The sequence below is a fragment of the Anaerotalea alkaliphila genome, assembly GCF_010179735.1.
In the GTDB taxonomy this organism is placed as follows: domain Bacteria; phylum Bacillota; class Clostridia; order Lachnospirales; family Vallitaleaceae; genus Anaerotalea; species Anaerotalea alkaliphila.
Window position 1 is genome coordinate 25,200 of sequence record NZ_JAAEEH010000024.1, and the last position, 23,801, is coordinate 49,000.

General features: G+C 52.9%; 27 protein-coding genes and 1 rRNA gene. All 28 read right to left on the reverse strand.

What is annotated here, in order from left to right; translation table 11 throughout:
• Nucleotides 1–8 precede the first annotated feature (8 nt).
• Nucleotides 9–1,142, reverse strand: a complete 1,134-nt coding sequence (gene rodA / locus GXN74_RS09345; RefSeq protein ID WP_162370666.1) for a rod shape-determining protein RodA — start codon at nucleotides 1,140–1,142, stop codon at nucleotides 9–11.
• Between the two features lie 4 nt (nucleotides 1,143–1,146).
• Complete coding sequence (gene minE / locus GXN74_RS09350; protein WP_162370667.1) at nucleotides 1,147–1,422, reverse strand: cell division topological specificity factor MinE; 276 nt, start codon at nucleotides 1,420–1,422, stop codon at nucleotides 1,147–1,149.
• Nucleotides 1,423–1,437: 15 nt separating this feature from the next.
• On the reverse strand, nucleotides 1,438–2,235 hold the full coding sequence (minD, locus tag GXN74_RS09355; RefSeq protein WP_162370668.1) for a septum site-determining protein MinD: 798 nt from the start codon (nucleotides 2,233–2,235) through the stop codon (nucleotides 1,438–1,440).
• 32 nt (nucleotides 2,236–2,267) lie between these two features.
• Nucleotides 2,268–2,936, reverse strand: coding sequence for a septum site-determining protein MinC (minC, locus tag GXN74_RS09360; protein WP_162370669.1), 669 nt, complete (start codon nucleotides 2,934–2,936; stop codon nucleotides 2,268–2,270).
• Nucleotides 2,937–3,031: 95 nt separating this feature from the next.
• Nucleotides 3,032–5,773 (reverse strand): penicillin-binding transpeptidase domain-containing protein, encoded by a 2,742-nt coding sequence (locus GXN74_RS09365; protein WP_162370670.1) that lies wholly within the window; start codon nucleotides 5,771–5,773, stop codon nucleotides 3,032–3,034.
• 23 nt (nucleotides 5,774–5,796) lie between these two features.
• A complete protein-coding gene (mreD, locus tag GXN74_RS09370; protein ID WP_162370671.1) occupies nucleotides 5,797–6,312 on the reverse strand; it encodes a rod shape-determining protein MreD in 516 nt (171 codons plus the stop codon).
• Nucleotides 6,309–7,223 (reverse strand): rod shape-determining protein MreC, encoded by a 915-nt coding sequence (gene mreC / locus GXN74_RS09375; RefSeq protein ID WP_162370672.1) that lies wholly within the window; start codon nucleotides 7,221–7,223, stop codon nucleotides 6,309–6,311. The genes mreD and mreC overlap by 4 nt, the downstream gene beginning before the upstream one ends.
• A 43-nt stretch (nucleotides 7,224–7,266) precedes the next feature.
• A complete protein-coding gene (radC, locus tag GXN74_RS09380; RefSeq protein WP_162370673.1) occupies nucleotides 7,267–7,974 on the reverse strand; it encodes a RadC family protein in 708 nt (235 codons plus the stop codon).
• A 20-nt stretch (nucleotides 7,975–7,994) separates the two neighbouring features.
• The gene (locus GXN74_RS09385; RefSeq protein WP_162370674.1) at nucleotides 7,995–8,303 is read right to left on the reverse strand and encodes a DUF4321 domain-containing protein; all 309 of its coding nucleotides are present in this window, start codon (nucleotides 8,301–8,303) and stop codon (nucleotides 7,995–7,997) included.
• Nucleotides 8,304–8,413: 110 nt separating this feature from the next.
• Complete coding sequence (locus GXN74_RS09390) at nucleotides 8,414–9,217, reverse strand: RnfABCDGE type electron transport complex subunit B (RefSeq protein ID WP_212505757.1); 804 nt, start codon at nucleotides 9,215–9,217, stop codon at nucleotides 8,414–8,416.
• A 19-nt stretch (nucleotides 9,218–9,236) separates the two neighbouring features.
• Nucleotides 9,237–9,815 carry an electron transport complex subunit RsxA gene (gene rsxA / locus GXN74_RS09395; protein ID WP_162370675.1) on the reverse strand — a complete coding sequence of 193 codons (579 nt, stop codon included), beginning with the start codon at nucleotides 9,813–9,815 and terminating at the stop codon, nucleotides 9,237–9,239.
• 11 nt (nucleotides 9,816–9,826) lie between these two features.
• A complete protein-coding gene (locus GXN74_RS09400; protein ID WP_246208659.1) occupies nucleotides 9,827–10,420 on the reverse strand; it encodes an RnfABCDGE type electron transport complex subunit E in 594 nt (197 codons plus the stop codon).
• 13 nt (nucleotides 10,421–10,433) lie between these two features.
• A complete protein-coding gene (locus GXN74_RS09405) occupies nucleotides 10,434–11,021 on the reverse strand; it encodes an RnfABCDGE type electron transport complex subunit G (protein WP_162370677.1) in 588 nt (195 codons plus the stop codon).
• Nucleotides 11,021–11,950, reverse strand: coding sequence for an RnfABCDGE type electron transport complex subunit D (locus tag GXN74_RS09410; protein ID WP_162370678.1), 930 nt, complete (start codon nucleotides 11,948–11,950; stop codon nucleotides 11,021–11,023). The genes GXN74_RS09405 and GXN74_RS09410 overlap by 1 nt, the downstream gene beginning before the upstream one ends.
• 29 nt (nucleotides 11,951–11,979) lie before the next feature.
• A complete protein-coding gene (rsxC, locus tag GXN74_RS09415) occupies nucleotides 11,980–13,299 on the reverse strand; it encodes an electron transport complex subunit RsxC (protein ID WP_162370679.1) in 1,320 nt (439 codons plus the stop codon).
• 350 nt (nucleotides 13,300–13,649) lie between these two features.
• On the reverse strand, nucleotides 13,650–14,195 hold the full coding sequence (locus GXN74_RS09420) for an ATP-binding protein (protein ID WP_246208661.1): 546 nt from the start codon (nucleotides 14,193–14,195) through the stop codon (nucleotides 13,650–13,652).
• Nucleotides 14,195–14,527, reverse strand: a complete 333-nt coding sequence (locus tag GXN74_RS09425; RefSeq protein WP_162370681.1) for a DRTGG domain-containing protein — start codon at nucleotides 14,525–14,527, stop codon at nucleotides 14,195–14,197. Before GXN74_RS09425 ends, GXN74_RS09420 begins: the two co-directional genes overlap by 1 nt.
• Nucleotides 14,524–15,852, reverse strand: coding sequence for a [Fe-Fe] hydrogenase large subunit C-terminal domain-containing protein (locus GXN74_RS09430; protein ID WP_162370682.1), 1,329 nt, complete (start codon nucleotides 15,850–15,852; stop codon nucleotides 14,524–14,526). The genes GXN74_RS09425 and GXN74_RS09430 overlap by 4 nt, the downstream gene beginning before the upstream one ends.
• A gap of 16 nt (nucleotides 15,853–15,868) precedes the next feature.
• Nucleotides 15,869–16,291: an ATP-binding protein gene (locus tag GXN74_RS09435; RefSeq protein ID WP_162370683.1), complete on the reverse strand. Its 423-nt coding sequence runs from the start codon at nucleotides 16,289–16,291 to the stop codon at nucleotides 15,869–15,871.
• A complete protein-coding gene (locus GXN74_RS09440) occupies nucleotides 16,275–16,643 on the reverse strand; it encodes a DRTGG domain-containing protein (protein WP_162370684.1) in 369 nt (122 codons plus the stop codon). The genes GXN74_RS09435 and GXN74_RS09440 overlap by 17 nt, the downstream gene beginning before the upstream one ends.
• Nucleotides 16,644–16,776: 133 nt before the next feature.
• The gene (locus GXN74_RS14520; protein WP_246208660.1) at nucleotides 16,777–17,064 is read right to left on the reverse strand and encodes a P-loop NTPase family protein; all 288 of its coding nucleotides are present in this window, start codon (nucleotides 17,062–17,064) and stop codon (nucleotides 16,777–16,779) included.
• Nucleotides 17,037–17,507, reverse strand: a complete 471-nt coding sequence (locus GXN74_RS14525) for a CpsD/CapB family tyrosine-protein kinase (RefSeq protein WP_343032814.1) — start codon at nucleotides 17,505–17,507, stop codon at nucleotides 17,037–17,039. Before GXN74_RS14525 ends, GXN74_RS14520 begins: the two co-directional genes overlap by 28 nt.
• Complete coding sequence (locus GXN74_RS09450) at nucleotides 17,504–18,172, reverse strand: YveK family protein (protein WP_212505758.1); 669 nt, start codon at nucleotides 18,170–18,172, stop codon at nucleotides 17,504–17,506. The genes GXN74_RS14525 and GXN74_RS09450 overlap by 4 nt, the downstream gene beginning before the upstream one ends.
• 5 nt (nucleotides 18,173–18,177) lie before the next feature.
• Nucleotides 18,178–18,978, reverse strand: a complete 801-nt coding sequence (locus GXN74_RS09455; protein WP_162370686.1) for a tyrosine-protein phosphatase — start codon at nucleotides 18,976–18,978, stop codon at nucleotides 18,178–18,180.
• A complete protein-coding gene (locus GXN74_RS09460) occupies nucleotides 18,975–19,553 on the reverse strand; it encodes a hypothetical protein (RefSeq protein WP_162370687.1) in 579 nt (192 codons plus the stop codon). Before GXN74_RS09460 ends, GXN74_RS09455 begins: the two co-directional genes overlap by 4 nt.
• Before the next feature lie 88 nt (nucleotides 19,554–19,641).
• Nucleotides 19,642–21,684, reverse strand: a complete 2,043-nt coding sequence (locus GXN74_RS09465; protein ID WP_162370688.1) for an S-layer homology domain-containing protein — start codon at nucleotides 21,682–21,684, stop codon at nucleotides 19,642–19,644.
• A 102-nt stretch (nucleotides 21,685–21,786) separates the two neighbouring features.
• Complete coding sequence (locus GXN74_RS09470) at nucleotides 21,787–23,499, reverse strand: potassium channel family protein (RefSeq protein ID WP_162370689.1); 1,713 nt, start codon at nucleotides 23,497–23,499, stop codon at nucleotides 21,787–21,789.
• A 203-nt stretch (nucleotides 23,500–23,702) separates the two neighbouring features.
• Nucleotides 23,703–23,801 (reverse strand): 23S ribosomal RNA (locus GXN74_RS09475); the annotation flags it as partial.

Below are 23,801 nucleotides of genomic sequence, written 5' to 3' on the forward strand. Positions count from 1 at the left end.
ATTCCCCCTTAGTATGTAGTTCTTCTTTGCATGCTTATGTTCAGTATGATTCCGATGGCGATCATGTTGCTCCATAGGGAACTGAGCCCATAGCTTACGAACGGCAATGTGACCCCTGTGTTCGGTACGATTCCTGTGGTCACACCTACATTGATGAATGTTTGAAACAGGATGAGCGCCACAAAGCCCACAATGATCAGCATCCCTTGATTGTCCGGCGCATCTTTCGCCAGCCAAAGGCAACGAATGATGAGGAGGAAAAGAAGCGCTAGGACCACCACGCATCCAACGAAGCCGAACTCCTCACCGATGATGGAAAAGATGAAGTCCGTCTGGGGCTCAGGCAAATAGTTGTACTTGTTCAATTTGCCGAGATACAGTCCCTTGCCGAACAACTGCCCTGAGCCGATGGCTTGAATGGAATTGTTGGTCTGCAAGGATGTGGAAAGCGCGTATTCCTCTGGATTGATGTTGGCAAGGACCCTGCTCAGCTGGTAGGGCTTCAGCAATTTCTGAAAGGGTTGCTGGATGTACCACAGAAGGAACAGGAATGTAGGTACAGCAACACTGATTCCAGCTGCGATATATTTGTAGCTGATGCCCCCGGCAAAAACCATCACAAGGAAAAGGATCGACATCACAATGGCTGTGGAGAGGTTTGGCTGGAGGAAAATGAGGCCGATGGTTACCGCCATGGCGCCGGCTCCCATGAGCAGGATGTGGAATTCATTGATCTTGTCCTTGCATTTATCGAAATATTTCGCAAGAAAAAGAATCATGAACAGTTTGGAAAACTCCGATGGCTGTATCGTAAATCCGGCGATGTTGATCCAGCGGGTGGCCCCGTTCACCGTTTCCCCGATCAAGAGCACGCCCCCTAGCAACGCTATGTTCAGGATATAGATGGGTATGTAGAACCTGGTGATGAAACGGTAGTCGATTGAAGATACCACCAATATCATCACGAGTCCGGAAACATAGCCTACAAGCTGTTTGCTGGCAAAATAGTCCGTTCCGTCGGGACTGTTCACCTGTGTGGCACTTCCTATGGCTGTGATGCTGATGCCGGCCAAAAGGCAAAGGAGTAAAATCAACAGGAAATCGTATTTCCTCAAATGGTAGTTCTTGTAAGTCCGCAGCATTTGCCTACAGCACTTCCTGACGCTTTACGCTTTTGATCGGAATGTTCGCAAAAAGCGCCGGAACCAGGTTTTCGGACGTATCCGATTTGGTTGTGCCTACCTTGAATTCCAAAGCCTCTTCATCAATCTCCATGTATTTGCTGATGGTCCTGATGATGTCGGCACGCATCAACTCCAGAACCTCCGTCGAGCAATTCGCCCGGTCATGAATCAAAACCAGCTTCAAGCGGTCTTTTGCTACTGATTTTGATTTCCCTTTTCTGGTAAAAAAATCAAACATGGCGGTTCCACCTTTCTAGTTGTTGAAGCCAATCAGGCTCTTTAGCCTTCTGAAAAGTCCGGTTTCTGCATTCAGGTCCAGGTACGGGACGTCGTCCCCCGTGATGCGCTTGCATATGTTGAGATACGCCCGCCCGGACAGGATGTTCTGGCTGTTCACAATCGGATCCCCTGTATTCGTGGAGATGACGATCTGTTCGTCATCCGGGACGACCCCAATCAGGTCGATCGCCAGGATTTCCACAACGTCCTCAATGGACATCATATCTCCGCGCTTCACCATGTCCATCCGGATCCTGTTCACGATCAGGCGGGCATCCTTGATCTCGTTTGCCTCCAACAAGCCGATGATGCGGTCAGCATCCCGGATGGCGGACACTTCCGGTGTCGTTACGATGATGGCCTTGTCGGCCCCAGCGATGGCATTTTTGAAGCCTTGCTCGATTCCAGCCGGACAGTCGATCAGAACATAATCGAAATCCTTTTTCAGCGTAGTGATCAGCTCCATCATCTGCTCCGGAGAAATCGCATCCTTGTCGCGGGTCTGTGCGGCCGGGAGCAAAAACAGGCCGGGGTGCTTCTTGTCCTTGATCAACGCATTCTTCAGTTTGCAGTTCCCTTCGATCACATCGATCAAATTGTACACAATCCGGTTCTCCAGCCCAAGGACGACATCCAGGTTGCGCAAACCGATATCAGCATCCAACAAGACAACCTTTTTACCCAGGATGGCAAGTCCCGTACCTAAATTCGCACTGGTAGTCGTCTTTCCTACCCCGCCTTTGCCGGATGTTATTACAATAGCTTCACTCATGGGTTCACTCCTTGTTTCTTGACTGATTTATACTAGAGTCCCAACTCTTTATAAATCGTGTTTGTTATTTGTTCGATCACTATCCTGTCGTCTTCGACAAATGCGATTTTGGGATCATAGCCGGTCTTTTCCATGCCGCCGCTGTCGGGGGACCTTCCCATCACCTGCCCGATCCGGATCTGCATCGGTTGCATGTGCAGCGCGACGACAAAAGCCTTGTCCGGATATCGTGTGCCTGCGTGGACAAACCCCTTGAGATTCCCCAGAACCACCACATTCCCGCCGGCGGATATTTTGGCTCCGTTGTTCACGTCTCCCAAGATGACAACACCCCGGTCTGTCTCCAATTCCTGTCCCGACCGCAAGGTCTTGTTGTAGAAAATGGCTCCGCTCTCATCCGCTTCCTTTTGGGCAGCCTTGAGAAAAAGCATCTTCTCCGCAAGCCGTCTTTCGTCCTCATCCACAAGGCAGATGATTTCCAATTGGGAATTCTCCTGGATGACTCCCAGGAGCTCCTCCTTTTCTTTTTGTTCCAAGGACTTTCCTTCAAATGTCAAGGTCACCTGGGCATTGCCGAAGAATTGCCGCCCAGCGCTCATTTTCCGCCTGACCGCTTCCTTCACGTCCTGAAAGGGCGTGTCCGGTTCTATGACCACCGAAAGGCCATGCTGGTTCCCCTTGATCAAAACTGCATCCTTCATATCCGACTCCTTATGTCCGCTTCCTGCCGTTGTGCCGGCTCTTATCCATTATACATAAATTTTTATTCGATGTACATACATTGTTTAGATAATAATCAATCCAGCACGTGGTCCGTGGTGTAGCCGCCTTCGCTCTGTCCTTCCACCTGAAAATAGTGGCTGAAAATCTCTTTGGCGACCTTTCCGCCATATTGGGCGGTATAGCCGAAGGGTATGACAACGGTCACCGCGATTTCCGGCGCCTCATAAGGCGCATAGGCGACAGTGATGGCATGGGAAGGCCTCGTCTTGATTTGCTGGGCCGTTCCTGTTTTTGCGGCAACTGTCACCGGAAACCCTTGGAAGGTGCTCCTGAAGGTGCCCCTGCTTCCGTTGGCGACTTCCCACATGCCTTCGTATACGGCCTTGAGCGTATTGGCTGAAAATTCACTCTGCATGACGACCTGCGGCTCCTGTTTCAAATAGGTGAGCCCATCCGGTGTCTTGACCTGGTCCAGCAAGGTGAGGTCGAAAAGGGTGCCGCCGTTGGCCAAAGTGGTCAGATACCGGCCGATCTGGGCCGGGGTATAGGAATTGTATTCCTGGCCCATTGCTGCGGCCACAGGGTTTGCGATGCCTCCCTCGACGCTTCCGGGAAGGGAAGGCGTAGTTTCCGGAAGCTCAATGCCGGTAGTCTTGTCCAAACCGAATTTTTCCGCATATTCCACCAGCTTGTCGATTCCGTTCTGGGGGACGTAGCGGCTGCTCCCTTTCGTCCCGAGCCGATAGCCGACCTCGTTGAAATACGTGTTGCAGGATACCGCAAGGGCCGTGCGCACGGTCACAGGCCCGTGGGATCCTCCATATGCAGCGATCCAACAGGCGATGCTGGGGTTGATTTTCGTGAATCGGCCGGTGCAGCGGACGGTTTCCCTGTCCGTGATGACCTTTTCCTCCAGACCAGCCACTGCAGTCAACATCTTGAATGTGGATCCCGGAGCCGTCTTCCCTTGGGTAGCCATGGGGAACAACGGCTTTGCCGGGTCGTTCAAAAGCTCTACGTAATATCCGTAATCAAAATTGTTGACCAATCGGTTATTGTCATATCCAGGATAGCTGACAAGCGACAATACGTCTCCCGTGTTCACATCCGTCACTACGACCGCGCCGCTGGATGGATCCAACGCCAGTTGGGCTGGCGTCAGTTCCAAGGAGGCGACCTTCCTCTTGATGAACTCCAATGGGGAGAGCCCCCGGGAAGCCAGTCTGGAGATTTCCTCGGCTGTTGCGGTGACGGCCCCCTGGTCTATCAGTGTCCTTGTCATGTCCACATACGAGAGCTGCTCATTTGCGGCGAAATGCTCGTACAAGGCTTTGTGGTAGCTTTTGTTTTGCACATACCCACCCATGATCAGTGTGTCTGCCACATGGGCATATACGCTTTCGAAATCCTTGGTGTCGACACCGGTCCATTGTCCGCTGGCGGACAGATAGCCCTCCTTGAACAGCGCTTCCATCATCTGCTTGAAGCCCATTTTCCCGCTGTCGAACTCCTTGTACGCATCCGTTTTCCTGTACCCGTCCTCCAACACCCCGTCCCCGGAGAGGTTGCGCAGCACGTAACTGATGGTCAGCTCCATTTGCTTGTCTTGATGCAACGCATTCTGGTGCAGCACGTTGCCGAGTCTGGCCAAAATGCCTTCGTACTGGTTGCGGAAACTCCTGTAGAGCGCGGCTTGGGAAGGGGTTTCTCCCAGTTCCAGCCTTTCTATGTCGATTGTGTTGTTTGTGAACAGGTTCTTGAAGGCGTCCTTCAACAGGGGAACACGGTTGTCTCCGGAGGTCGGCCTTCGGATGGACAGCTTTTCCACGAGGATGGAGGCGAGTTGCTCCACCAAGGCGTCCTGGCTGACCTTCTGCAGTTCGGTGTCCAAGGTGAGGTAGACATCCTTGCCGGCAGCGGACTCCAGGGTTTCCACAACCTTCATGGTGCGCCCCAGATTGTCCACTTCCACCATTTGCTTGCCGTCGATCCCCTTCAAATAGGATTCCATGGCACGTTCGATTCCGATCTTGCCGATGATGTCGTTGGCGGTATACCCCTCAGGTTTCAGGGTTTCCAGCGTCTCCTGGTCGATCTTGCTGGTATAGCCGATGATATGGGCGAAATATTCCGCATCGTGATACAAACGCAGGGAACTTTCCTGTATGCTCACGCCGGGCAGCATGTCCCGCATCTCTTCGACCTCGGCCAAGGTTTCCTGGCTGATGTCATAGGAAATTTCCTGGGGAAGAAACTTGGAATACCTCTTTTGCCAAAGCGCATATCGGATTGACAGGATGTCCAGGTTTTCCTCCATGGTATAGCTGCTGTCTTCGATGACGAACATGCGGTCTTTCATGTATCTGTAGATGCCGTAGGCATCCATGGCCGCCTGCTCCTCCGTCAGTTCCCTTCGGTTGAAGAGCTCCCTTTTGAAGCGTAGGACTTGGGCACCCGACTGGGTGAACACCAGCCTTTTGTCCTCATTCAGTGCAAACGGCAGGGTCTGGATGATGTCGTCCCCGTTTCTGCGGATGATCCGAACCAAATTGTGGAACATCCCATTCCTGTCCGCCACCGTGACACTGTCGTCATAGAAAACGGAAAAGGCGGTGGTGTTCTCAGCGAGAGGATATCCGTTCCGGTCATAGATGTTTCCCCGTTTTCCGGTCGTCTGGATCTCCTTCAGGACGGACAGCTCGAACCGCTCTTCCAACCGTGCCCCCTCGATGATCTGCAGCTCAAACAGACGGGCCACAAGGACATAAAACAAGGCAACCGCCAGGATGGCCATGACCAAAAGCCTGTGTTTCATAATGCCGTTCAAAAAATCTGAAATCACGTCTTAAAATCCCTTTCTCTATGTTCGTGCGCTTCCAATTTCAGGTTCAGTATGATATACAGTCTGTATAGGATGACCGCGGCCAATGTGGTGTACGTCACCACAGGGATGATCGTATAGAACAAATACACCGCAAAATCCACCTTCCCCCTAAAGAGGAACGTGGATACATAGACAAGCATATTGAAGAGAAATTCCGAAATCCCAACCATGACCAGTGGAATCATTATGCTTTCCCTGTAAAAGGCTCTATTCAGATGGCCGCACAAAAAGCCGGCGTAGAAATACAGCAACAGGTAGAAGCCGATCACGTCTCCGAACAGGATGTCTTGGGTCAAACCGAAAACAAGGCCGATCAAAGCCCCCTCCACCCTTCCACGCAGGATGGCGAAGGAAACGATGGTCACCATCATGAAATTAGGGACCACACCGTTGATTGCGATTGCAGGTGAAAGCGTGCTTTGAAACACGATGTTCAGGACCAACAGTATCCCCATGACCAACATCCTCATTCCATTTCCTCCGGCAGGGGTGTTTCCTCCTGCTCCGTCGTCCCGGGAGAAACCTTCCCTTCCGCCTCCTGAAGCTCCTGTCCCCACAACTGGGTGATGACCAACACCTCTTCCAGATGCTTGAAGTTGACCACCGGCTCCAGCACGGCAGTCTTGGTCAGCTTGTGTGGATTGGACTCGATGCTCCTTATTGTACCTATGGTGATTCCTGGAGGGTAGATCTGTCCCAAATGGGAAGTCACCATTTCGTCCCCTTCGACCACGTGGGCATCTTCGGCGATGTATTCCACAAGGCAGAGGCCCTGGTCACCCAAAACCTTGTCTCCCTTTACGGTCGCCAAGTCGGAGGTGCGCAGTATCTTGCCGCTTACGGAACTTGTATCGTCAATGATGGACTTCACTTTCGCATGGGAGTTGCCCACCTCGACGATTCTTCCCACCAGTCCGTCACCGGCAAGCACAACCATATTGACCTCCAATCCATGACGGCTTCCTTTGTCGATGATGAAGATTTCGTACCAGCTGCCCGGATCCTTTCCTATGATCCGGGCGCCTACCTTGGGGTATTCCGCATACCGCTTGTCCAGCTCGAGCAATGCCCTCAACTGCTGCAGTTCAAGCTTGTTCTGCTCCAGAATCCTGTTCTCGTAGCGCAACTGGTCAAGCTCTGTGGCCATCGCGTCATTCATCTGTTCCAGCTGGTTGATGTTCTTTACAAATGCAACCTGTTCCCGCAACCAGTCCCCAAAATACGTGACTCCCTTCTGTACAGGGATGACCACGTGGGTGATGCTCTTCTCCAAGGGGGCCAATCGTCCTTTGGCTTCGAATGTGAAGACCATCAAAATGACAGCCAACAGGGTGATGGCCAACAGGATGTTTCTAGATGTGATCGGTTGTCTCCGGTTCATACTGGCTTTTGGTTCCTTTCTCCTTGCATCCCTTGGGACGCAATCAGCAAAGATTGCGTTCCTTCAGGCTGATATAACTTCCGTCACCGATGACCAAATGGTCCAACAGATGGATCCCCAACAGTTCTCCGGCTTCCTTCACCCTATTGGTGATGGCTATGTCTTCACGGCTCGGCTCAGGATCGCCGCTTGGATGGTTGTGGACCAGAATGATCTGCACGGCGCTTTGCTTCAAGGCGTGTATGAACACCTCCCGTGGGTTGACCAAAGAGGCGTTTACCGTGCCGATGGACAGGAGGCTGTCACCGGTTATTTGGTTTTTGGTGTCCAACATGACTATCTTCAGATGCTCCTGTTCCAGGTAACGCATTTCTTCCATATAAATGTTTGCGACGGTGGAAGGGGAGTTGATCCGCACCTTGTCCATGGCATGGAGCTTCGAAAGCCTTTTGCTGAGCTCTGCTATGGCTTTGATCTGTATGGATTTCACTCTTCCTATGCCGTCGATTTCCTTCAACTCTTCCAGGGTAAGCTGATGGATGCCTCCCAGTCCACGGGGATTCAGTTGCAGGATCTGACGGGCTACAGAAACGGACGGGTCATTGCGTGTTCCCGAACGGATGATGATCGCCAACAGCTCCGCATCGGACAGCACCTGTGGGCCATACTGTTCCAGCTTTTCGTAAGGCCGTTCTGAAAAGGGCATTTCCTTGATTGTGGTTCCGCCGACGCCAACACCGCTTTTTCCCATATGCTCCCCCCGGATTCCTGTTACAGTTTTCTATAAATGAATATGGCCAGCACGATCCCCAAAATGCTTGCGATATTCATATCCAATAGGATCTGTATGCTGAGATATACAACCTTCAAGTCCAAAGTGAACGGATGCGGCATGCCGAAGGAATACCCAAAACCCAACCATTCCAGATAGGAAACACCTGCAGCCAGATGGCCCAAAAACCCTCCCAATACAATTCCCGAAAGGATCATGAAAAACATAGCCCATGCGTTTCTGTTGCCTTTTCCGTAGTTCGCCACGTGAATCGCTCCTTCATCTCCAATATTTTTTAATTCTAACATATGCGTATGACTTTGTATATATGCAATTCTTCCCACTGCCCGCATGAGAAAAGGCTGCAGCCGTCGGGAACGGCTGCAGCCTTTTCTTGCGTATCGTCTTGAAACTCGGTTCAAATCTGGTAACGCACAATTGCATCGGTAGGACATTTGTCCACACAGATGCCACATTGCACGCATTTGTCATAATCCACCTTGGCCAGCCCGTTGTTCACGTGGATGGCATCGTAGGGACAGTTTTTCTGGCACAGGCCGCAGGAGATGCAACCCACCGCACAGTTGTCCTTGACGCTCTTTCCTTTGTCGAAGGAGCTGCAAGCCACCCGGACTTTCATGGCATCCGGCACGATTTCGATCAGGTTCTTGGGGCAGGCGCTGACGCACATGCCGCAAGCGACACATTTTTCCGGAAGGATGACCGCTACTCCGTCCACAATGTCGATGGCTCCGAACTGGCATGCCTTGATGCAGCTTCCAAGTCCGAGGCAGCCATATTCGCATGCCTTGGAACCCTTGCCTTGGAGCATGTTGGCGCTGACACAATCCATGACACCCTCATAGACATATTTCTCTTTCGCCTTGTCGCAGGTTCCGTTGCACTTCACATAGGCGACTGTTTTTGCAGTCTGCTTGACCTCCATGCCCATGATGGCCGCTATGGCTGTGGCGCATTCCCCACCGCCTACGGGACAACCGTTGAGGGGGGCGTGTCCATCCACTACCGCTTTCGCAAAGGCGTCGCAGCCGGCGAATCCACATCCGCCGCAATTGGCTCCAGGCAATGCATCCCGGACTTTGGGGACCAGGGGATTCACTTGAACTGCAAATTTCTTCGCTGCGAACCCCAGCCCCAGCCCAAAGAGCAGACCCAGTCCACCCAGGCTCAAGGCCGGAAAGATGATGTTATTGATATTCAATGAATGTTCCTCCTTGCTCTTATTTGATCAATCCTGCGAATCCCAGGAATGCGATGGCCATGAGTCCTGCGGTAACCAATACGATCGGATAGCCTTTGAAAGGCTTCGGAATGTCATTGTATTCGATTTTTTCCCTAAGTCCGGCAAGCAGCACGATGGCCAAGGTGAAGCCGATGGCTGTTCCCGCACCGTTGATCGTGCTCTGCAGCAAATTGTAGTTCTTCTGCATGTTGATGACCGCAACCCCGAGCACCGCACAGTTGGTTGTGATGAGCGGCAGATATACGCCCAGCGCCTGGTAGAGGGACGGGCTTGTCTTCTGGATGACCATTTCCACCAGCTGCACCAGGGAAGCGATTACCAGTATGAAGGCAATGGTGTAAAGGAACGTTATTTCCAGCGGCTTAAGGATGAGTCCGTAAACCAAATAGGAAATGATCGATGCCAAGGTAATGACGAAAGTAACGGCCATTCCCATGCCCAAAGCAGTTTCCACCTTCTTCGAGACCCCTAGGAAGGGGCAGATGCCAAGAAACCTGGACAGAACCACGTTGTTGACAACAATGGCACCGATGAACAATAAAATATAGGCTGACATGTCTTACCTCCCTACGCTTTTTTGGGTTGACGATCTTTAAGATGATTGAACAATGCAAACAGGATTCCAAGGGCGATAAAGGCTCCTGGAGCAAGCACGAAGATGATGGCAGGCTGGAAGGCCGAGGGCATCACACGGATGCCGAAGAAGGAACCTGCCCCCAGCAGTTCACGGACTGCGCCTAGGCAGAACAACGCCAGGGTGAATCCAAGGCCGTTGCCGATTCCATCCATCATGGAATCGAAGACGCCATTCTTGGATGCGAACGCTTCCGCGCGTCCCAGCACGATGCAGTTTACCACAATCAACGGGATGAACAGTCCCAGGGAGTCGTACAGTGCGGGGACGAACCCTTTCAACACAAGTTCAACTACGGTAACGAAGGTGGCGATTACCACAATGAAGGCCGGAATACGCACTTTTGAGGGGATGATGTTCTTGAGCAGGGAAATAACCATGTTGGAGAAGAATAGAACAGCAGTTGTCGCCAACCCCATTCCAATCCCATTCTTCACGGATGTGGTCACAGCCAGTGTGGGGCACATCCCCAGCACCTGGGTGAATACCGGATTCTCGGTGATCAGGCCCGTTTTAAGTCTTGTCATTGGATTGCCCATCCTAGTTGCCCTCCTTCGCTATTTCCGTATTGAAATATTCCACCGCCTGGTTCACAGCATTTGTGGCTGCCCGGGAAGTGATGGTGGCACCGCTGATGGAAGAGATTTCCTCCTCTGCGCCTGCGGCGCCTTTCACGACAGTCAGGGCCGTGGCGACTTTGCCTGCGAATTGGTCCTTGAAAGACGGTTCGTCCACTTTCGCACCCAGACCAGGAGTTTCCGCCTGCCGGATCACATCGATACCGGCAATGGTTCCATCCATCCGGATTCCCACGATGAGTTCAATCAGGTCTCCATAACCTTCTTTCGTAGCCATTTTGAAAGCGTATCCAACCACGTTTCCAGCAGCGTCTTTTCCTTCGAACAGCTCAACCAACTGGCTGTAGGTCTCCTGATTCTGCACTTCCAGCGTATCGAAGCTGGTGTCGGGCAGGACGTTTCCTAGGGCGTTGTCCCTGGTCTTCAACTGCTGCGCGGCAATGGGCTCCAAAGTGATGTTGTAGACAAAGCCAAGGATGACTGCCGCAATGATTGTGATCGTGAAAAGGATAAGTGCATTCTTCAGAATGTTGTCTTTTTGATTTTCCATTATTTGGCCACCTCCCCAAACGCTCTTGGAATGGTATATCTGTCAATGATGGGGACGAAAAGGTTCATGATCAGGATGGCAAAGGAGACGCCTTCCGGATATCCGCCGAACAGGCGGACCAGCGCCGTAATGATGCCGCATCCCACACCCATGATGATCTGTCCTTTTGGCGTCATCGGCGAAGTCACATAATCGGTAGCCATGAAAAACGCACCCAGCATCAGACCTCCGCTGAACAGATGGTAACCAAGATAGGAAAGGTCGAACCCTCGGCCCCCGAACAGAAGGACCATCAACGCCGTACTCAGGATGAAGTAAAACGGAATCCTGTAGCTGATGATTTTCTTGACAATCAGGAAAATCCCTCCGATGAGGATCGCTATGGCGGAAACCTCCCCGATGGAACCGCCGATCATTCCGAGGAAAGCATCCCCCACGGCGGGAAGTTCGGAACCATCCTTCAGCATCGCCAACGGTGTGGCGCTGGATACGCCGTCCACTTCCCATGCGGTCATTATTTCAGCATAGGATACCAGCAGGAATGCCCTGGCCGCCAAGGCCGGGTTCACGATGTTCATCCCTATGCCGCCATAAATCTGCTTTACGATAACGATGGCGAAAAAGCTGCCCAGGATGCCGATGAAGACGGGGGCTGCCGGCGGCAGGTTCAAAGCCAGTAAAAGCCCCGTAAGAGCCGCACTGTTGTCCCTGATTGTGAACTCCTTTTTCAACAGTTTTTGCACTCCGGCTTCAAATGCGACCGATGCGATGATGCAAATCAATATGTTGATCAGCGCCTTGAAACCAAAATTGTACACGCCTACGGCTGTGGCCGGCAACAGCGCCAGAATCACATATCCCATGATGTTCTGTGTGGAATCCTTGGAACGTATATGGGGTGATGAAGAGATCAATTGTAGTTCGCTCACTTTTTATCCTCCTGTGTGCCTTGCTTTCGTTATTTTTTGCGGTTGGCCAAAATGGTTCTCTTCGTTGTCCTGATGGATTGCACCAGGTGCCTTTTGGCCGGACATACGAAAGAGCAGGATCCGCATTCGATGCATTCCATACCCTTATAGTGAAGAAAAGCTTCCTGTGCGTTGTATCTTGAATACTTGTCCAACTCCATCGGCAACAGGTTCATGGGACAAGCGGTCGCACACTTTCCGCAACGGATGCAGCTGCTTTCCTTGCGCTCGTCCGCCTCCGCCTTGGACAGGCAAAGGATGGAGGAGCTTGTCTTGATGATTGGCACATCCAGGGAGAACAGTGCGATTCCCATCATCGGGCCACCGGAAATGATTTTGACCGGTTCCTCGATGAATCCGCCGGCTGCTTCCACCACTTCCCTATAGCTTGTTCCGATCTTCACCTCAAAGTTGCACGGGTTCTTCACGGCGCCTCCCGTAACCGTCACAATCCTGCGCATGAGAGGACGTCCCTCCACGACCGCCTTGTGGATGGCGACCACGGTGTCAATATTCTGCACGATACATCCTGCATCTGCCGGAAGGCCACCGGAGGGGACCTCCCGTTGTGTTATGGAATAGATGAGCTGTTTTTCCGCTCCTTGGGGGTATTTCACTTGCAGGACGGCCACTTGGATCCGGTCCTCGCCTTTGACGGCATCCTGCATCTTCTTGATGGCATCCGGTTTGTTTTCCTCGATGCCAATGACCCCTTTGGCATCCGGGAACAGCCGGAGGATGACTTTCAAACCGGAAACGACGTTTTCCGTTTCTTCAAGCATGATTCGGTGGTCCGATGTCAGATAGGGCTCACACTCGGCGCCATTGACAAGGATATGGTCGATTTTTTTGTCCGGTGGGGGTGAAAGTTTGATGAAGGTTGGGAAACCGGCGCCACCCAATCCCACAACGCCACCCTCCTTGATCAGTTCCCTGATCTCATCATCCGTCATTTGGTCCAAGGGCTTTGTCTGTCCCATGGTTTCGATTTCGGTGTATTCGCCGTCGTTCTCGATGATGACAGCCTGCACCTTGCTCCCATTGGGATGCAAGATCTCCGACACGGCTTTCACTGTCCCGGAAACACTGGAATAGATGGGAGAGGAAACGAAACCGGACGCCTCGCCGATCTTTTGTCCCACGAGTACCCTGTCGGACTTTTTCACAAGTGGTTTGCATGGCGCTCCTATATGCTGCACCATGGGAAACACAAGATCACCCTTTGGCATTAATTTTTCAATTGCCTTTTGTTCTGAATAGAATTTTGCGTGGGGAGGATGAATCCCCCTCTTAAAAGTTAATCCTGACATTGGTTACCCCCAGTCTTAAAATTGAACATACTTCGACTTTCTAATAATATAATATTTTTTTGCTTTTTACAACTATTGACATGCATTTTACAAGCTTTTTTTGTTAAAAATTTATATAATTTGGTTAACTCAGTCAACAGAAGTGCAACAGTTGATCATTGCATTGTTTGTCCATAAAACCATGCAAGCACAGCATCCATTAGGGTTTGGATGCAAAAAGGGGGGCGTGTTGGTTGTCAGACAACACACCCCCCTGGATGTTCATTGCATACAAAAAAATACACGGTGCGCTTCTGTTTGGGCGTTTACTGTTAATAATTTAACCCATAATTGCAAGGGAAACCCTGGAATTATGCATTTCCAAGCTCCTCCAAGGAATCCTGCAGATACCCCTTCAGCCACAGATAGACTTGGGGATCGCTCAGGGGCACCTCCCCCAGCACTTCCTTCAGTTCCAAAGTCGACAAGGCGAAGGACTCTTTGCCGATCTGATGCATATAGCGGAATTCGATCTCCCCTGGGGTCAGGAACAAGGTGAGCATGGTCGAGACCAGGTCTCCCATGGGAGGGCGGTCGATGTGGCTGCGGCGCATCCAGGCGGTTACGGTGGTCCCTACCCCGGGGGTGCTCTCGATCCTCAAATCCCCATCGCATGCCCTGCAGGTTTCATGCAGGAAGGGGATTCCAAGGCCTACTTTCCGCATGGTCCGGCTGGTTGTGAAAGGGTCCCTTATGGACTTCAACATTTCCGGCGGAATACCTTTCCCATTGTCTGTAATGGTCATTTCCAGCCGGTCCCCTTCCAGGTCTTCCGAAATGGCCACGGTGATGACGCTCGCTTCCGCACGCACACTGTTGTTTGCGATGTCCAGGATGTGCATGGACAGTTCCTTCATCAAACCCCTGCACCTACCAATGCCCGGACTACCTCAAAGGAGGAATCTTTGGAGCGCAGGATGGGAATCTCCTCCTCCTCCGCTTTGACCAGGACGTCCTCATCCACCGCGTAACCTTCGCTCACAATCACACAGGACACATTCACCAGGGAAGCCACGGCTATGATGTTCATATGACCTTGGATGGTTACCCAGACACAATCTTCTGTGGCCTTTCCCATGACCACGCTCAAAAGGTCCCCCACAAAACCACCGGAAACGGTTCTGTCCAAGTGGTCTCTTCCACAGGCGACTTCCAATCCCAATTTTTCAACAATTTCTCCTACCGTCATTCGTCCTCTCCTCCTTTACCCTTCGTTCTGATGGATGGCGGCAATTTCTCCGCCAACTTGACCATGTCTTCGGCCATTTTGCGGACCTGTTCCCGCAACATGAATATGCAGTCTTCGATCCTGGCATGCTCCATGACCACGTCCTCTGCAAAGGACCTGCATGTGGGTGAACCGCAGGAGCCGCAGTCGATTTGAGGCAGCGTCTCGTACAGCGCCTCCATCCGTTCCATCTTCTCCAATGCCTTGAACATGTCCTCATCCAGTTTCATCACCTGCTTGTTGCTGAGCTGCCTGTCCCAATCCAAGGATACGCTGCTGTCCAGGATGTTCAAATCCCGGGTCTTCCCCTTGAACTGGAGGTATTTCCTGATTTTCAGCATCCTGTTGGTGGCCACAAAACTGTTTTCCACCGTCAGCGGGCCTCCCAGGCAGCCGTTGACGCAGGCCAGGGCTTCCACAAACTCCACATCCAACTTGTTGTTTTCCATCCGTTCCAGAATGTTGATCACGTTCTCGATGCCGTCCACAGCCACCCGGTTGTAGACCTCCGAGGCCGTGCTTTCGCCTCCTATGGCGGCCCATCCGATTCCATTGGCGCTGCCCATCTGCAGGACTTCCACCTCGTCTTCCCCCAGTTCGCGGATGATCGGAACCAGGTACAGGTAAATTTCCTTCATGCTGAAAACACCGTTCACCATGGAGGTGTCGAACACTTCCGGATCCCTGGTGTCCGTAACCTTTGCACCGCAAGGGGAGATGAAGAAGATGCCGATGTCGTCGGAAGGGATCCCTTTTTTCACAAGGTGGTTCCTGGCATACCGGGCGATGGCCTCCTTCGGGGAAATGACCGGCATGATGTTGGGGATCAGCGTGGGAAAGCGCATCTGCACCAGGTGGACGATGGCGGGACAGGCGGAGGAAATCATGGGCAGTTGCACCTTCTTCTCCTGCACCAGCAGCTTGCTGTATTCCGTCACCACATCCGCTCCCAAGGCGACTTCGAATACCTCGTCGAACCCCATCTTCTTCAGTGCCGTAAGGATGATGTTCGGATTCCTGAGTTTCTTGAATTGGGTATAGAGGGTGGGGGCCGGTATGGCAACCTTGTATTTGTAGTCCGCCATCATCTCGATCGGATCCGTGGTGGCCTTTTTCGCATGGCTGCTGCAGACCCGGATGCAGTTGCCGCAGTCGATGCACCTGTCATTCATGATTTCCGCTTTGGAATTGCGCACCCGGATGGCCTCCGTGGGGCATCGCTTGATGCAGTCTGTGCATCCGATGCATTTTTCCCAATCTAGCGTTACGGAATGGGTGTAGCTCATAGGTTTCCTCCTTGGTTCAGGACTCTTGGTTCAGATAGACGGTTATTTCCACCCGGGTTCCCTCTCCCAGGACGGATGAAATCTGCAGCTCGTCGCAGTTCCTTTTCATGTTTTGCAAGCCCATGCCCGCTCCGAAACCCATCTCCCTGGCTTGTCTGGAGGCGGTGGAATATCCAGCCTTCATTGCAAGGTCCAAGTTCTCTATACCGGGGCCCTGGTCCTGCAGCACGACATGGATCCTCTCCGGCGTGATTTCCGTATCGATGCTTCCACCATTGGCATGGATGACCATGTTGATTTCCGCTTCGTACATGGAAATGGAAATCCTGCGGATGATGTCCGCACCGATGCCCAGCATCTTCAGCGTCTTCTTGAATTGGCTGGAAGCGGTACCCACATTGATGAACTCCCCACCCTCCACATCATAATGCATTTTCATCGTGGGTGATCTCCTCTCCGCGCATGCCGTTTCCAAACAGTATGCCAGATGCTGTAAAAAGGGAATGCCGGGTGCCCATCAGGACGATTCCGCCTTCCTTGGCCATCTCTATGATCTCCTCGCTGGGCCTTTTCCCCCGCACGATCATGATGGCGCGGATATCCAGCATCTCCGCCGTCCGGATGACTTGGGGATGGACCAAGCCTGTAAGCAGGATCACATTGTTCTTCACATAAGCCAGGACGTCGCTCATCAGGTCGCAGCTGTAGCAATATTCCAGCGTATCCCCCTGGTATTCCTCCCCACAATAGTAGTGGGCCTCCAAGCACTCCTTGATTGAACCAATCGTCATTCGAATCCCTCCACTCTCAACTACGGGCAACCGCATCCGCCCGAAGACATCGCCGTTGCCCGCCCAGCGCGTTCCATAAACGCTCTTTCACCATTATAGCAAATACTTCTGGAACTTTCATTAGAATCTTGGGTCATTTATTAAAAATTCCCAACCACTTCCGCCTTTTCCCCAGGATTTTCGGCTCCTCGCTGTAATTGTAGTCGTAATGGTAGTAGTAGCTGTTGTTCTTGTCCATCTCCACCTTCGTCAATACGACACCCAGTATATGGGCGCCCACCTTCTCCAGGCTTTTTTTTGCGGCCTTGAGGGCCTCCACATGGGTCTCGCCGGTGGATACCGCCATCACCACGCCGTCCGCCGTCGATGCCAGGATTCCTGCATCCGTCACGCTCAGCAGGGGTGGGGTGTCGATGAGCACGTGTACCCCTGGGAAACCTCTTCCAGAAGCCGTGACATCCGTTTTGAACCCAGCAGTTCTGCCGGCATGGGGGGAACCGGTCCGGAAACCAGCACCGAAAGACCCTCCACGTCCGGAATCCTGTGGACCACCTCTTCCAAGGGATCCTTCTTCGCAATCACCGTACTCAACCCCCTGTCATTGGGCAAATCATACATATGGTGCATTTTGGGTTTGCGCATGTCCCCGTCGATGACCAGTACCTTCTTGCCGCTGTTGGCGATTGTGATCGCCAGATTGGCCGTGGTGGTGCTCTTCCCCTCCTGTGTCTTGGCACTGGTGACCACAATGGTCTTGTTCGTCTTCTCCACATTGGTGAATTCCAGGTTTGTACGGATCATCCGGTAGGCTTCCACGACCGGGGACCTGGGGTCTGTGATGGATATCAGATACTCCCTATTCACTGTTTCACACGCTCCATTCCCTTGAATTTGGGCACAACGCCCAATACGCTGATTCCCAGATGCTTCTCGATGTCACCCTCCCGCTTGATGGTGTTGTCCATCATCATCAGGAGGAAAATCAGGAAGAGGCCGGCCATTGCCCCCAGGACACCGGCAATCATCACGTTCATCCGCAGATTGGGGCTGACCGGACTTTTTGGCACCACCGCGTAATCGACAATCCGCACATTCTCCGCGCCCACGATTTCCTCGGCCCTGTACACCAGAACCTCCGACAGGGTGTCTGTAATCCTTGCCGCCTGCGCGGGATCGGAATCCTGGAAGTTGACGTTGATGAATCTGGAGTCGCTGATGGTGCTGATCTTCAATCTCCCAACAAGCGTCTCATAGGGCATGTCCAACTCCAGGATGCGCACCACATCCTCTGCGATCAGTCGGGTCTTGATCAGTTCCCTATAGTCTCCCACCAGCTTGTCCCCCAAGGTGATGTCCGAAATGCTGATGCCGGCCAGGCTGTTCGCCTCCTTGCCTATGAACAGGGTTGTCTTCGCCTCATACATGGGCGTGATGTACTCCGCAGTCACAAACGCGGCGCTTCCCATGCCCAGCAGTCCCAGACATGCGACAATCCACCACTTGGCCAACACCGCATGGATCAATTCCATCAAATCTATTTCTTCAAATTCATGTTCCACTTCGTTACCCCTTTCAATCTTTGGAACCAGTGATTTTCCCCGATGCACGGTTCCCTCTTCTCCACCTGCTTGTTTTCAATGATTTTCAATCCGTTTCCGTAAAAAAGGGATTCTCCCGATCCTGGAGCCCATCTTTCCACCAATCCATAGGCCTGGGCCATGTCCGGACGTCTCCTTCCCATGGAATGGGCATCCGTTGCAACCACATGGATGCAGCCCGTCATGATCAGCCTGCGCAAGATCCGTTGTGCCTTGGGCCGCCCATTCGTGATGCTGGAGGCGTTAACCTGGAACAGGACACCCCGGTCCAGCCAGTCCCCCATCAGCGCGCTGTCCTGCATAAGCTTCTCGACCCTCTCCACATGGGCAATCAGAAATTTGTATCCCCTGGCTTCCCCGTCGAAGAAAAAACGTTCCATTGTCTGTGGGTTCCAAAACGCAGGCAATTCCAAAAGGACAACCCTGCTTCCTGCCAACGTCTTGCATTCTCCGGCATCCAGGGCATCCAGCAGGTCATGGGAAAAATGCGCTTCATGCCCCAGATGCAGCTGCAGGTCCGGATGCGAATTTCCGACAGCCGTCCTCAATTCCTGGAACCGTTCCTGCAACGCCCTCTCCCTTACAGGGAAGATTTCCGGCCGATAGTGGGGGGTGAGGATGATCTGCCGTACGCCTTCCCCATAGGCATGGGCAACCATTTCCATGGCTGCGGCCATGCTTTGGGGGCCGTCGTCGACACCCAAGAGCGTGTGGTTGTGGACGTCCACGAACTTCATTGCAACGCCCCCGCATAAGCCTGATAGATTTCCAAGGCCCTTTGGACTTCGTTCTCGGTGAGCCGGGCAAGAAGGTATGCCTTCAATTCCGCCCTTTCCTCCTGGGTGAGACCGTTCTCCATCAGCCCTGCGACATAGGAAGGATCCACCTTGCCAGCCATGGCATTTCCGAAGGCCACATCCTCCTCCTTCAGGCTTCCCTGGTTTTCCCTTATTTTCCTTCGGACATGCTCCTCGTAACTGGAAACCGGACCCTCTGCCGGTTCCGATGGGGGTTCCTCCGGCACAGGCCGCATGTCCTGCAAGGAGGCCCCCCCGTCCGAAGGCTTGGGCTTCCCCGTGGAGTCCGCAGTTGCGGCAATTTTCTCCTGTATTGGAGCCGACTCCTTGTTTTCCTCGATTCCCTCTTTTGATTCGAGGCCAGGGACAGTCTCCTGTTCCCCGACCCTCTTTGCGGATTCCGTCCCGGAAGGGGATTCCACCCCAAACCAATCCTTGCCACCCTGCTGCCATACCGGTATCATGGCACCGGCCGCAACCACCAACAAACCCGTCCCCACTGCCAGTGCAGCCAATAAAACCCTTCTCTTCCGCAAACCCTCATCCTTTCCCAGTGTACAAAAAACCAGGCAGGGATTCCCTGCCCGGTCCACAGATATGAACTTATTCCGCCGCATACAGCTGGAACAGCATCTTCGCCGCTTCCGCCCTTGTGGCATTGGCCTTTGGAACGAATGTGTCCTGGGTGCGGCCGTTGATGATCCCTTCCCGCACAGCCGTCGCTACCGCTTCCCTTGCCCAGGCTGCTATGCTTTCCGTATCCTGGAATTTCCGGTCAAGGAGCTCTGTTGTTTTCGCCTGGGCGAATCCCGCATATTCCAATGCATTGGCAACCACAACGGCGGCTTCCTCCCTTGTGATCAGGGCAAGGGGGTCGAAGGAGTCGACCGATTTACCCCGGATGATTCCGGCCTGATGGGCAGCGGCAACCGCGCCTGCAAACCAGTCTTCTGGTTGGACGTCACCGAAAGGGCTCTCTTCCGCAACTCCCACAAGCTTGTACATCCTTGCGATCATGGCCACATATTCCGCGCGGGTCACATTGGCCTCCGGGTCGAACGTGATGCCGTCACGGCCTTGGATGAACCCTTTGGCGGCAAACCCATTCACATATTGGTTGGCCCAATGGCTGCCGGGCACATCCGCAAACTCCACCCTGTTCTCCCGCACGAAGAATGTGCTGAAGTGGTTTGTGAAGAATTCAACCGCCTTGGCCTTTGCACGGTACCTGCCCCCCACGGGGGACACAGCACCGTCTTCCGCCCTATGGTATACGGCAAGGAAAGACGGGTCTGCTCCGTCAGGAAGCGTATAGGCAAACGTTGCCGCCACAGTGCCGGTGAAATGTTCTGCAGGGATGTTGTCCACCAGGATCTTGAAATCCACGACAACCGCTCCCGGAGCCAACCCAACGTTGGCTGGGTCGATGGTTTCCATCAAAACCTGGATGCTGGAGGCATCCCCCAGCAGGCCTTGCAGGTTTGCGGTGCTGAACCGTATGGAACCCAAGGGGCTTGCAATCCGGATTCCCGCGGCTCCTGCCGCCTCGACAGCCAACAGGTCGGCAGCGGAAAGCTCCAGCAGGGATTTGTCCGCCTGCACCACATCCATCACCAAGAGAAGCTCTGGCTGGAGCAGGTATCTCTCCGGATCCCCACCGTTCTCTTTCGCTTCCTGGATGGCTTCTTCCGCCTGCACCAGCGCGTCCCAAAGGATTCCGGCATCCACATTGGAGACGGCGACCGTCCTTCCTTCCACCACGGAAGTCGTTGCCGCCACTTTCAGCGCAGATACGGACCGGACGATGTCAGCAGCAGGGGATTCCTCTGCCGGTTCCTCCCCAGGAACCTCTGCCAGATCCCCTGCAAGTCCACCTCCGCCACCGCCCGGGACAGGTGCCTGTGCGGTTTCCTGATGGAGTAGGCCGTAGCCGGCAAGGAAGCTGTAAACCGCCGCCCTGTCGCCGGGATTGGCATTGTAGAATGCGGAAAGCTTTCCAAGGCTTGTCTCAATCTTTGTCTTCGTGAAGCGGTCCGCCAACAGGTCCGCCACCTTTGTCATTGCTGCGCTGCTTTTGTTGACACCCATGCTGCTCTTGTCAGGGACGACTACGAAGACAGGGGTGTCCTCCACCTCCAGCAACAGGTCCAGGATTCCCTGGAGGTAGCCGAAGGATTCCGCCACAAGGGCTTCGGTGACGCCCGCGGTTGCTAGCATGTTTTCCATCCCGTATGCAGCCAGCGCGTTCACCAACATCTGGCGCGCATCCACGTCCATCAGCTCCGCCAGCTCCTGGATGTCGAAATAGTTTTTCAGGATCTCACCCAGGCTCTTGTTCTGCTGGTCCGCATATCCATCCACATAATTCAGGATCTCCCAAAGCAGGTCGGCCTTCTCCTGTCCGGCCTCCCCGACCAGGGCTCCAAAAGAACCGTGGAGGGATGCGGCCAATCCCGTCTGGTTTCCTGTCATGTCATACATTTCAATCATCTCGACGAACGTTTCCTTCTGCTCTTCCTGCAGGTCCAGCAGGCTGTCCACGACCGCCTCCGTCAATACAACACTCTCTGCCGCCACTGCGGGTTGTCCTGTAAATGCCGTCATGGCCAGAACAAGCGCGAGGATTCGGCTCATTGTCTTCTTCATTTTACACTCTCTCCTTATCAGATCTTTCTATTTTCCCGTCTCAAGTATACATTATACTGTAATAATCGGCGCGCGTCAAGAATTCCCCTTTGCGAACCTGCCTCACCGCAGTGTTTTCCTTAAGAAGGCGACTGTGAAGTAGGCCATCAGGAACAGGCCGATGAAGCCTTCAAAGCCCGAAAGGAACATGGAGATCCCGTTGCCTGGATTCACATCCCCATAGCCTATGGTGAAAATGGTGGCGATGCTGTGGTAGAGTGCGGTCATGAAGGCGGCCCTCTGGGGGTCCACGATGGAGCTTACGTAGTAGGACTTCCTTCCATCCAACTCCACGAAGGGGAGCAGATAGATGAAGGTGAATGCTAGGATCGTCAGGACCAGGGTCCCCAGGATCCTGAACGGATTGGTGGCATAGTTTCCGATGAAATCGAGGACGAACCAGCGGAAGGGATACTGCAACCGCCGCAGCAGGGTGATCCGTCCCTTGTTCTCCACGTGTACCAGGTCTTCCCCTTTCAGTTCCGCCAGTGCCTCGCAGCGCTTGTGCTCCACGTAGGCCCGGTCTTCGTCCTTGTAGTGGCCAATCTCGTGGAAATTCTCCTTCAGAAGCCGGAACTGGTGGGCCTTGTCCAGGTGGGAGGTGCTCTTCCCCTGGGCATAAATCATCTGCTTCACGTCGTTCAGATCCCAATCCACATAGATCATCCCCAAATTCCTGGTGTCCATCAGGTTCAGACACTGGATCTCCACCTTCCGCTTGGTGGTGGAAATCATGTCGAAGGTCTTTTCGATGATGCAGTTTTCCAGCGTCAGACGGTTGCACTTCCTGACCGCCATGTTCACATGCTCGTTGAAGATGGAGTTCCAAAAATGGATCTTGTCGATGACGCTGTCAGAAAAATTCACGCTTTTGCTCTTGAATTCGACGGACTTGAAGAGAACATACCCTTCTTCCAAGCGGATGTTGTTCATGGCAAAACGGCCATATCCCAGTTTCGCGTATTTGAAATGGAAAATCGTCTTCTTGAAGTGGCAAAAGCTGAAGTCCACATTGCAGTCGCCAAAAACCGCATCGCTGAAAGTCACCTTGCCCTGACCGAAACGGGAACCGAAAAGCAGCAGGTCTCCGCTGTTGAAATTGCAGTTCCGGAAGGAAATCAGGCCATCCCCGAAACAGACGCCCGTAAAATCCGTGCCCAAAGACCCGAAACGGGAAAAGTCAAAATCCACGTCCCCATCACCGAAGATGGCACCGCTGAAATTCAGATGGGCATTCTCAAAATTGCTCGTCTTGAAATTCACGTGTCCATCCGAGAAATCCGTACTGAAGAAGTTCACGCTGTTCCCCAGAAACACGGTGGAAGTGAACAACTTTTCCCCGCAGCCGAAACGGATTCCGCTGAAATAGACGGCTTCCGATTCGAAGGTTGATTTGCTGAAGTCCACCTTACCGTTTCCGAAAGTGGAATGGGCCAGACTGAATCCTCCCTTTCCAAAAACGGTACTCCCAAAGTGGCTGTCCCCATCGAAAAAACACCGTTCCGCATGGAATCGGTCTACATAATGAAGGCTCTCCCGGTAGAACAGGTCCCGGTATAGATGGATGTCGAAATCCTGGAAGTAGACGTCCTTCAGCATGACATCCTTGTCCAGCGCATGATACTCTTTGAAAAGCTCCGGCGTCATCCACCCGAAGTGCTGTACTTTCGTCGATTTTTCCTCTGGATGGATGGATTCCACCCGTACCGTCCTCGGTGTGGAAAAACCATTGAAAAGCTCAAACGGCCTTTCCTCCATCTTGACCACATATTCCATACCACACCTCCCTCTCAGGCCTTTCCATCCCTTTTGCACCATTATATAGGAAGGTTGCCGTTTTTTCCATATAAAACAACAAAACAACAGGCAAACATCGGATGTTCCGACGCTTGCCTGTTGTCTCCTGCCTTGTTACGAAAACAACCGCATAGCATGTGCAACAGTATTTATTCACAATTATGGTTTGACGCCTAGTCGCCTAGGTCAAGCCCTCGACCGATTAGTATTGGTCAGCTGAACATGTTGCCATGCGTACACCTCCAACCTATCAACCTGGTAGTCTTCCAGGGGTCTTACTC

Excerpts from the sequence above, each read along its gene's own strand:
- GXN74_RS09435 (WP_162370683.1), bottom strand. The coding sequence starts at position 16,291 with ATGAAAATGCATTATGATGTGGAGGGTGGGGAGTTCATCAATGTGGGT.
- rsxC (WP_162370679.1), bottom strand. The coding sequence starts at position 13,299 with ATGTCAGGATTAACTTTTAAGAGGGGGATTCATCCTCCCCACGCAAAA.
- rsxA (WP_162370675.1), bottom strand. The coding sequence starts at position 9,815 with ATGTCAGCCTATATTTTATTGTTCATCGGTGCCATTGTTGTCAACAAC.
- minE (WP_162370667.1), bottom strand. The coding sequence starts at position 1,422 with ATGTTTGATTTTTTTACCAGAAAAGGGAAATCAAAATCAGTAGCAAAA.
- GXN74_RS09425 (WP_162370681.1), bottom strand. The coding sequence starts at position 14,527 with ATGACGGTAGGAGAAATTGTTGAAAAATTGGGATTGGAAGTCGCCTGT.
- rodA (WP_162370666.1), bottom strand. The coding sequence starts at position 1,142 with ATGCTGCGGACTTACAAGAACTACCATTTGAGGAAATACGATTTCCTG.
- GXN74_RS09405 (WP_162370677.1), bottom strand. The coding sequence starts at position 11,021 with ATGGAAAATCAAAAAGACAACATTCTGAAGAATGCACTTATCCTTTTC.
- GXN74_RS09365 (WP_162370670.1), bottom strand. The coding sequence starts at position 5,773 with ATGAAACACAGGCTTTTGGTCATGGCCATCCTGGCGGTTGCCTTGTTT.
- GXN74_RS09440 (WP_162370684.1), bottom strand. The coding sequence starts at position 16,643 with ATGACGATTGGTTCAATCAAGGAGTGCTTGGAGGCCCACTACTATTGT.
- minD (WP_162370668.1), bottom strand. The coding sequence starts at position 2,235 with ATGAGTGAAGCTATTGTAATAACATCCGGCAAAGGCGGGGTAGGAAAG.
- GXN74_RS09450 (WP_212505758.1), bottom strand. The coding sequence starts at position 18,172 with ATGGAATTGATCCATGCGGTGTTGGCCAAGTGGTGGATTGTCGCATGT.
- GXN74_RS09400 (WP_246208659.1), bottom strand. The coding sequence starts at position 10,420 with ATGACAAGACTTAAAACGGGCCTGATCACCGAGAATCCGGTATTCACC.
- GXN74_RS09455 (WP_162370686.1), bottom strand. The coding sequence starts at position 18,978 with ATGAAGTTCGTGGACGTCCACAACCACACGCTCTTGGGTGTCGACGAC.
- GXN74_RS09465 (WP_162370688.1), bottom strand. The coding sequence starts at position 21,684 with ATGAAGAAGACAATGAGCCGAATCCTCGCGCTTGTTCTGGCCATGACG.
- mreC (WP_162370672.1), bottom strand. The coding sequence starts at position 7,223 with ATGAACCGGAGACAACCGATCACATCTAGAAACATCCTGTTGGCCATC.
- GXN74_RS09470 (WP_162370689.1), bottom strand. The coding sequence starts at position 23,499 with ATGGAATATGTGGTCAAGATGGAGGAAAGGCCGTTTGAGCTTTTCAAT.
- mreD (WP_162370671.1), bottom strand. The coding sequence starts at position 6,312 with ATGAGGATGTTGGTCATGGGGATACTGTTGGTCCTGAACATCGTGTTT.
- radC (WP_162370673.1), bottom strand. The coding sequence starts at position 7,974 with ATGGGAAAAAGCGGTGTTGGCGTCGGCGGAACCACAATCAAGGAAATG.
- GXN74_RS09430 (WP_162370682.1), bottom strand. The coding sequence starts at position 15,852 with ATGAGCTACACCCATTCCGTAACGCTAGATTGGGAAAAATGCATCGGA.
- GXN74_RS09420 (WP_246208661.1), bottom strand. The coding sequence starts at position 14,195 with ATGAAGGAACTGTCCATGCACATCCTGGACATCGCAAACAACAGTGTG.
- minC (WP_162370669.1), bottom strand. The coding sequence starts at position 2,936 with ATGAAGGATGCAGTTTTGATCAAGGGGAACCAGCATGGCCTTTCGGTG.
- GXN74_RS09385 (WP_162370674.1), bottom strand. The coding sequence starts at position 8,303 with ATGTTAGAATTAAAAAATATTGGAGATGAAGGAGCGATTCACGTGGCG.